We start from the raw sequence: 7,698 nt of genomic DNA on the forward strand, positions 1-7,698 counted from the left end.
TAAGCATGATTTTCTCAGAGAGTAACTCAGGCACAAATATGATTTTTTGTCAACTTAATTTAGATGCGTTTACCCTGTGAAGCTACCGAACACCATCCGGCTCAAGTCGATGTTTATTACGAAGATATTACGATCGGCTATTGGCGGACTGTCAAGTTTTCTGGAGCAATGCTGGCGCGGCGGATCAATGAGTTGCTGCAAAGGGTGGAAATATTGCAGCAAGCTGTTATGTTTGCCCGCGAAGAAGCTAACAATTCTGAAGTTGAGGAACAGAGAGTGGGAGAACGAATTTTTCAGTTTATTTTCCGCTGATTGCTTGCTTTTTTGATGGTTAGGGTTTAAGATATAAACAGAGTACAATTTCAATCTAAAACTTCAACTTAAACCGTACAAATGTGATAGTGCAGGTTCAACTCCTGTCCCTTCTACTCAAAATAGGGGGTAGCCCAATTGGCAGAGGCAGCAGTGCCTACAAATTCAATAGCAAGCTATTACTCTAAACTCAGCATTTACCGCCGATCGCTAAAACGAATGTCAGGAAAATCACATCATCGAGGTTGCTGGCTCATATCCAGCCCCCTCTACCAAACGCAGGGGGGTAGCTCAATCGGTAGAGCGCGATGCTATTAATCTTAAATCCTTGACTTAAATGTGATAGCGTGCCCAAATGGGCGGTAAATATAAACCCAGTAGTAAGGTCAGAACTGCTGGGTTTTATGCTAATAATTGAATCACTTCGTTAAATCCGTCAGTCCTGGACGTATCAAGACAGATGATTTACTGCATCAATCCTCAATGCGAACAACGCGAAAATCCTGCTGCTGCTCAAAATTGTCAGGCTTGCGGTACGGATTTGTTAATTGGCGATCGCTATCGTATCCTTAAACCAGTGCGATCGCCCAATCCCGCACGTCCCACAGATATCTTTGAAGTCGAAGATTTGGGAACCGGGGAAAACGAGTGGGGAACGGTCAAAATTTTAAAAGTCTTGAAACACACCCACAATCCCGATTTACTTCGCTTGTTCAAGCAAGAAGCGCGAGTTTTGATTTGGCTTGCCGGAAAGGGCTCAGTTCCCCAAGTCGAACCTGACGGTTATTTCCCAATTAAAATCCCCCATAACTTCCAGAAATTGTCTTGTTTGGTGATGGAAAAAATTAGCGGAGAAAACTTGGCAGAATTCTTAACTAAAAAACAGTACGTTTCTCAAAAGCTCGCTATTGATTGGCTACAACAAATGACCAATATTTTGCAGGAAATCCACAAATACCATGTAGTGCATCGGGATATTAAGCCATCCAACCTGATGGTTGCAGCGGATGGGAAAGTGAGATTAATTGACTTCGGCGCCGCCACAGAAGCAGAGATAGATACCGCACCCATAGGTTCTGCTGGATACGCCGCACCGGAACAAATTGCAGGTAAAGCAGGCGTGCGATCGGACTTTTTTGCCCTAGGGCGTACTTTTGTACATTTATTAACCGGGATACAGCCGATCGACTTTCCCGTCAATGAAAAAACTGGTAAAATTAATTGGAGGAACCAGGCTGTAGATGTTGACCCGTTACTCCTAGACTCGATCGACGAATTGATGGAACCGCTACCGGAAAACCGACCTGAAAATACCCAAGTTATTGTAGAAAAATTAAAAATTCACGACGGAGACCCCCTGAAAAAGGGGGACGCAACATCACTTCAGTAAATCTGTTCCAACTTGCGAAAATCCCGCTCAACTTCCGCCCACAAAGCACGATTGTGAGGGTCAGTTTTCACCGCCTTTTTCAAATAAATTCTCGCCTTATCAACCTGCCTTTCTCCGATCAAATGCCGTCCCCAGCGCTGATAGGCGATCGCCTGCCACTGACGCACCTCCAAATCTTCGGGAACCCGCTGGGCCAAACCCTCAATCAAGGCGATCGCCCGTGGGAACCTCTGATATTTCAGCAACTGCTGCAACTCAAAATAAGCATCTTGCTTTAACTTTTGTTCTACCGCCGACAGATCCGCATGAGATTGAACCGCGGCATCTTTTCGAGTCACCTTAACTGCTTGCGGTTGAGCTTTCACCCCCAGATCCGGCGGTGTCGAAGTAGGCGGCACAGTTGAATTGGCAACTTTCGACTCCGCAACATGGTGGGGGGCAACCTTCACCAGGAACTTATAAGCCTCAGTAATAGCAATAAACTTATTCTTAGCCTGTTCGTTTCCCGGATTCACATCGGGGTGATACTGTCTGGCTAACTGCCGATAAGAGGTCTTAACTTGCGATAAACTCGCGCCAGACCTCAGTCCTAACTGTCGGTAATAGTCTGCAATATCCATTTAGCATGAATGAGCGTTGATAATACCATTAAATATGGCAGAATCCTTAAATGTAAAGATTCTGCCAAAATTTACTGCGAACTAGGTTGTAGTGGGAGGGTGGCCCACACTACTGAAGCGCAAAAATAACTTACGGACGATCTTCGATCACTCTGTCAATCAAGCCGTATTCCCTGGCTTCCTCAGCGGACATGAAATAGTCGCGATCCATGTCCTTCTCGATTTTCTCGATCGGCTTGCCAGTATTCTTAGCATAGATATTATTGAGTTCGTGGCGCAGCCGCAGAATCTCTTTCGCCTCAATCTGAATATCCGTTGCTTGTCCCCGCGTCCCCCCAGAAGGCTGGTGAATCATGATGCGCGAGTGAGGCAAAGCTAACCGTTTCCCCTTCGCACCAGCAGCTAACAGGAAAGAACCCATCGAAGCAGCCAAGCCCACACAAATCGTCACCACGTCCGATTTAATGTGCTGCATGGTATCAAAAATAGCCATGCCTGCCGACACCATCCCGCCTGGGGAATTGATGTACAAAATAATATCCTTACCTGAATCTTCCGAATCGAGATAGAGCATCACAGCGATGATTTGATTGGCAATTTCATCGTCAACGTCCCTGCCCAAGAAAATAATCCGTTCCCGGTAGAGGCGATCGTAGATATTAATCCACTGAGTATCATAACCACCCGGCATCTTGTAGGGAACTTTTGGCACACCTATAGGCATAATTCGGAACTCCGTTTAGTTGGTAATTGGTGATCGGGAATTGGGCATCGGGAATTGGGTATCGGCAATTGGTAATTGGGAATCGGTAATTGGGAATCGGTATTTGGGAATTGTTAGTCATAAAAAGACTATTGAATAACTAATCAGGGTAGAAACTACTAGCCATTAACCCTTAATTATTACTCATGCCCATTCCCCATTTCCCATTACCTCTTCCCCATTACCGATTCCCCATTCCCATTTCCAATTCCCAGTTAGATGACTCCGGCAGGCAGCGGTTTCTGCAATTCTTCCGAAGTTTCAAGAACGCGATCGATCAAACCGTATTCTTTAGCTTCATAGGGCGTCATGTACAGCAACCGATCCATATCTTTAGTAATCTTTTCGATCGGTTGGCCAGTACAGCTTGCAAAAATCTCAAGCATCGTCGCTTTATTTGCCAGCACTTCCTTAGCCCGAATTTGAATGTCGCTTGCTTGACCCCGCGTGTACGCCTTGGGTTGGTGCAACACAATAGAAGCGTGGGGCAAACTCGCCCGGAAGCCTTTTGTACCAGCCGCTAAAAGCATCGCAGACATCCCCATTGCCGAACCGAGGCAAATAGTGTGCACGGGCGGCTTAATGTATCTGATCGTATCGCAGATAGCGAAGGCTTCTGTTTCAAAGCCGACGGGTTCGCCACTGTAACCAGAAGTGCCGGTTGAGTTGATGTAGATTTTGATCGGCTTCTCGGGGTCTTCGTACTGCAAGAACAACAGTTCAGCGATAATCAGTTCTGTTACCGCAGGCACTAGAGGCATACCCAGATAAACGATCCGCTCCTTCAGCAACAGGGATGGCAAATCGGGAGGTGGCGTCCGAGAGTTCCCTTCCCCGTAGTATGGCGATTGCACAGCTTTAATTGGTGTGTTCATATAACCGAAATGTTGCCTGAACTGATGGAGCTATTCTTAAAGAAATAGTAACGCAATCTTTAGGTATCCCGCATGAAAGTTAGTTTGCTCCCGGTTTTAAACGACCCTAACCTTGACGCTGCTGCGCCCTCAACGCAGCGCCAGCTAGCAATTTCGGTGTCTGCGACGGCAAGCTCGATCGACTCCAGCGTACCCTTAAACCTGTGCCTGATTCTCGACCACAGCGGTTCGATGGGTGGACGCCCCTTGGAAACCGTCAAACAAGCCGCCGGACGGTTGCTCGACAGGTTGAAGCCAGGGGATCGCTTTTGCGCGGTGGCTTTCGATCATAAAGCCAAAGTCCTCGTCCCCAATCAAATTGTGGGAGATCCCAGCAGTATTAAACGGCAAATTGAGCAATTGCGCTCGGCCGGTGGCACAGCAATTGATGAGGGCATTAAGTTAGGTATTGAAGAGTTGGGCAAAGGCAAAAAAGAAGCTATATCTCAGGCGTTTCTGCTGACTGACGGCGAAAACGAACACGGCGACGACAGCCGCTGTTTGAAGTTGGCTAAATTGGCTGCCGACTACAATATGACTTTAAATTCTCTGGGATTTGGCGATAACTGGAACCAGGATATTTTGGAAAAGATTGCTGACGCTGGCGGCGGTGCTCTGGCACACATTCAGCGTCCCGAAGATGCGGTTGACGAGTTTGGCAAACTATTTACTCGCATCCAAGGTGTAGGTTTGACTAATGCTTATTTGCTATTTTCCCTAATGCCAAAAGTGCGGTTAGCCGAACTCAAACCGATCGCCCAAGTTGCCCCGGATACGATCGAATTGCCAGTACAGCAAGAGGGCGATCGCTTTATGGTGCGCCTGGGAGATTTAATGAAGGATATAGAGCGAGTAGTTTTGGCTAATATTTATATTGGACAGTTGCCCGAAGGTACACAGGCGATCGGGCAATTGCAAATTCGCTACGACGATCCGACTGTGGGTTCAAGTTTACTTTCCGATCCCGTTGCAGTTTCTGCTAATGTCCTGAAAGTTTATCAGCCGGCACTCAACCCGATGGTACAGCAGCACATTTTAGCTTTGGCTAAGTACCGCCAAACTCAACTGGCCGAAACTAGATTACAACAGGGCGATCGCGCCGGTGCAGCCACGATGCTACAAACTGCTGCTAAAACTGCTCTGCAAATGGGCGATAAAAGTGCCGCAACTGTGCTCCAAACCTCTGCTACTCGTTTGCAGTCTGGGGAACAATTGAGTGAAGCCGATCGCAAGAAAACTCGGATTGCTTCTAAAACTATTTTGAAGTAATCGCGCGATTTGAAATTTTAAATAATTTTAAATTGGGCGATCGGACAATTCGTCGATCGCAAATCACGTCTACAAAAACGAAACCCGCACCCAGGCGGGTTTCAATATTCTGAGTCTCGCCTACAAAAAGCGAAAGTTAGTGTATGCCGATTTTTTCAAGCCGTGGAGCGTGTAGAAGCTGGATCGTTTAGAATGTTTGTATCACCTATCAAGAGTGCTTGTATGAACCAGACAATATCTGATAAAGTACGCTGGACTACCGCCGATTTAGAACTATTGCCCGATAACGGCGATCGTTACGAAATTATTGATGGAGAGTTATTTGTGACGAGAGCACCGCATTGGGGTCATCAAAAGGCTATAGGCAACCTCTACCAAGAACTTAATACTTGGTCGCGAGAGACTAATTTAGGACAAGCAGGAATCAATCCGGGTCTTATTTTCACAGATGCCGATAACGTCATTCCCGATCTAGTTTGGGCCAGCAATGAACGCTTGGCTATCTTGCTAGACGAAGCCGGCCATTTAACAGCCGCACCTGAGTTAGTTGTTGAAGTATTGTCCTCTGGTGCAGACAATGAAAGACGGGATAGAGATTTGAAACTCAGACTCTATTCGGTACGAGGAGTACAGGAATACTGGATTGTGAATTGGCGGTTGCGACAAATTGAAGTTTATCGCAGGGAACAAACAAGTTTAAGGCTAGTTGCTACGCTATTGAGCGCTGATGAATTGACCTCGCCTTTGTTACCTGGTTTTAGTTGCTCTGTCGCTCGAATTTTTGCTTAGATTTATGAAACACTTTTACGGGGCGATCGGAATTTTAGGATTTGTTACCGTTTTGGGCGGCATATCCCCTGCCATTTGTACCCAACCCTCACCAATACTCATCGTTCAAAATTCTGCTGAAGACTTATTTAACAGCGCTTTAGCCAAATCAGAAGCAGGAGACATTCAAGGGGCGATCGCCGATTACACCGAAGCCATTCGCCTCAATCCTAACTACGCCAAAGCCTACAACAAACGCGGCATCATCCACGGCCGAAATCTCAAAGACTATCCAGCAACTAAAGCAGATTTCGATCGCGCCATTGAAATTAATCCCAACTACGGCGACGCCTACTACAACCGCGCCAGAGTCCGCGAGTTCTTAGAAGACAAAGACGGGGCGATCGCCGATTATCATAAAGCAGCCGAACTCTATCAAAAAGATGGCAATACCAACGATTATCAAGATGCCATCAAGCACCTTGAAATGCTGCAAGAATAAATGGCTTTTCAAAACATAGTATAATATCCTGCGATCGGCGTTCATCCGCATTCATCTGCGGTTAAACATTCCAAATCCACCATTCAAAAAATGCCCGAAACTTCCACCGTCACCGTTACCGTACCCGCCACAACCGCCAACCTAGGCCCCGGCTTTGACTGCATCGGCGCCGCTTTAAGCCTCTACAACCGCTTTCAATTCTCCCGACTCGAACCCTCAGCAACAGAAAAAGTAAAAATTACTGTTACGGGCCAAGAAGCCGCCAAAGTCAAGACAGATGACAGCAATCTCGCTTATCAAGCTTTTCTCAAGTTATACGATCGCCTGAACCAATCGCCGCCACCTGTAGCCATACATATAGATATGCAAGTGCCGCTGGCTAGAGGTTTGGGGAGTTCCGCCACAGCTATTGTCGGTGGGTTAGTCGGTGCAAATGAATTAGCCGGTGCGCCTTTGAGTCAAGTGGAAGTGATGCAATTGGCGATCGAACTTGAAGGACATCCCGACAACGTTGTCCCCGCTTTACTCGGAGGGTGTCGCCTCGCTGCCAGCAATCCACCCCCCCAACTCCCCCTTAGTAAGGGGGGGCAGGGGGGGGGTTCCTGGGAAATTTGCGATATTCCCTGGCATCCAAATATTGTGCCCGTGGTAGCCATCCCCGATTTTGAACTGTCTACAGCCGAAGCCCGCAAAGTTTTGCCAGCAGATTACAGTAAGGCTGACGCGATTTTTAATGCTGCACACCTCGGTTTGCTAGTGCGGGCTTTGGAAACTGGGAATGAAAACTGGCTGCGCTGCGCCCTCCAAGACAAAATTCACCAGCCTTACCGGCAATCTCTGATTCAGGGATATGAAGCGGTGCAACAAGCTGCACTGAATGCAGGGGCTTGTGGAATGGTAATTAGCGGTGCCGGGCCAACGCTTTTGGCTTTAACGGATGTGGCTAACGCTGATGCGGTTGTGAGGGAAATGGTGGCTGCTTGGATGGAATTTGGGGTAAAGGCTGATGTAAGGGCGATCGGGCTCGATACTCAAGGCGCGCAAGTCTCCCTTTAGTTATTCCACTCCTAGACACGCAACATCTACATAGGGCTTGCTGAATATATCGATCGCATATTACGTGGCCTGGGTTAAGAACTGGTGCGTTCGAGAGTCATCGC

The 7,698-nt window shown here is 47.3% G+C and carries 9 protein-coding genes; 6 read left to right on the forward strand and 3 right to left on the reverse strand.

Annotated features, from left to right (window positions below; translation table 11 throughout):
- Positions 1-63: 63 nt before the first annotated feature.
- Both QT994_RS27035 and QT994_RS27040 read left to right on the forward strand, forming a co-directional pair.
- Positions 64-312: a DUF7873 family protein gene (locus tag QT994_RS27035; protein ID WP_333180122.1), complete on the forward strand. Its 249-nt coding sequence runs from the start codon at positions 64-66 to the stop codon at positions 310-312.
- 460 nt (positions 313-772) lie between these two features.
- A complete protein-coding gene (locus QT994_RS27040; protein WP_333180124.1) occupies positions 773-1,702 on the forward strand; it encodes a serine/threonine-protein kinase in 930 nt (309 codons plus the stop codon).
- Here QT994_RS27040 and QT994_RS27045 read toward each other — a convergent pair.
- From QT994_RS27045 to QT994_RS27055, 3 genes are all read right to left on the reverse strand, one after another.
- Entirely contained in the window at positions 1,696-2,322 is a 627-nt protein-coding gene (locus QT994_RS27045) for a DnaJ domain-containing protein (RefSeq protein ID WP_333044308.1), read from the reverse strand. The genes QT994_RS27040 and QT994_RS27045 overlap by 7 nt on opposite strands.
- Before the next feature lie 130 nt (positions 2,323-2,452).
- A complete protein-coding gene (locus tag QT994_RS27050) occupies positions 2,453-3,046 on the reverse strand; it encodes an ATP-dependent Clp protease proteolytic subunit (protein ID WP_333044307.1) in 594 nt (197 codons plus the stop codon).
- A 254-nt stretch (positions 3,047-3,300) separates the two neighbouring features.
- The gene (locus QT994_RS27055; protein ID WP_333044306.1) at positions 3,301-3,960 is read right to left on the reverse strand and encodes an ATP-dependent Clp protease proteolytic subunit; all 660 of its coding nucleotides are present in this window, start codon (positions 3,958-3,960) and stop codon (positions 3,301-3,303) included.
- 72 nt (positions 3,961-4,032) lie between these two features.
- Here QT994_RS27055 and QT994_RS27060 point away from each other — a divergent pair, with 72 nt between their 5' ends.
- The 4 genes from QT994_RS27060 to thrB all read left to right on the forward strand — a co-directional run bounded on the left by QT994_RS27060 (position 4,033) and on the right by thrB (position 7,594).
- Positions 4,033-5,268: a VWA domain-containing protein gene (locus tag QT994_RS27060; protein WP_333044305.1), complete on the forward strand. Its 1,236-nt coding sequence runs from the start codon at positions 4,033-4,035 to the stop codon at positions 5,266-5,268.
- A 222-nt stretch (positions 5,269-5,490) separates the two neighbouring features.
- Positions 5,491-6,057 carry a Uma2 family endonuclease gene (locus tag QT994_RS27065; protein WP_333180127.1) on the forward strand — a complete coding sequence of 189 codons (567 nt, stop codon included), beginning with the start codon at positions 5,491-5,493 and terminating at the stop codon, positions 6,055-6,057.
- A 4-nt stretch (positions 6,058-6,061) separates the two neighbouring features.
- Positions 6,062-6,538 (forward strand): tetratricopeptide repeat protein, encoded by a 477-nt coding sequence (locus tag QT994_RS27070; protein WP_333180130.1) that lies wholly within the window; start codon positions 6,062-6,064, stop codon positions 6,536-6,538.
- Positions 6,539-6,628: 90 nt separating this feature from the next.
- Entirely contained in the window at positions 6,629-7,594 is a 966-nt protein-coding gene (thrB, locus tag QT994_RS27075) for a homoserine kinase (RefSeq protein WP_333180133.1), read from the forward strand.
- The last annotated feature ends 104 nt before the right edge of the window (positions 7,595-7,698 follow it).

Origin of the sequence: Microcoleus sp. S13_B4 (genome assembly GCF_036700885.1) — a bacterium.
Classification (GTDB): Bacteria; Cyanobacteriota; Cyanobacteriia; order Cyanobacteriales; family Microcoleaceae; genus Microcoleus.

What these genes read in the sequence shown, in the direction of transcription:
- QT994_RS27035 (WP_333180122.1), top strand. Translation starts at nt 64, where the DNA reads ATGCGTTTACCCTGTGAAGCTACCGAACACCATCCGGCTCAAGTCGAT.
- QT994_RS27040 (WP_333180124.1), top strand. Translation starts at nt 773, where the DNA reads ATGATTTACTGCATCAATCCTCAATGCGAACAACGCGAAAATCCTGCT.
- QT994_RS27045 (WP_333044308.1), bottom strand. Translation starts at nt 2,322, where the DNA reads ATGGATATTGCAGACTATTACCGACAGTTAGGACTGAGGTCTGGCGCG.
- QT994_RS27050 (WP_333044307.1), bottom strand. Translation starts at nt 3,046, where the DNA reads ATGCCTATAGGTGTGCCAAAAGTTCCCTACAAGATGCCGGGTGGTTAT.
- QT994_RS27055 (WP_333044306.1), bottom strand. Translation starts at nt 3,960, where the DNA reads ATGAACACACCAATTAAAGCTGTGCAATCGCCATACTACGGGGAAGGG.
- QT994_RS27060 (WP_333044305.1), top strand. Translation starts at nt 4,033, where the DNA reads ATGAAAGTTAGTTTGCTCCCGGTTTTAAACGACCCTAACCTTGACGCT.
- QT994_RS27065 (WP_333180127.1), top strand. Translation starts at nt 5,491, where the DNA reads ATGAACCAGACAATATCTGATAAAGTACGCTGGACTACCGCCGATTTA.
- QT994_RS27070 (WP_333180130.1), top strand. Translation starts at nt 6,062, where the DNA reads ATGAAACACTTTTACGGGGCGATCGGAATTTTAGGATTTGTTACCGTT.
- thrB (WP_333180133.1), top strand. Translation starts at nt 6,629, where the DNA reads ATGCCCGAAACTTCCACCGTCACCGTTACCGTACCCGCCACAACCGCC.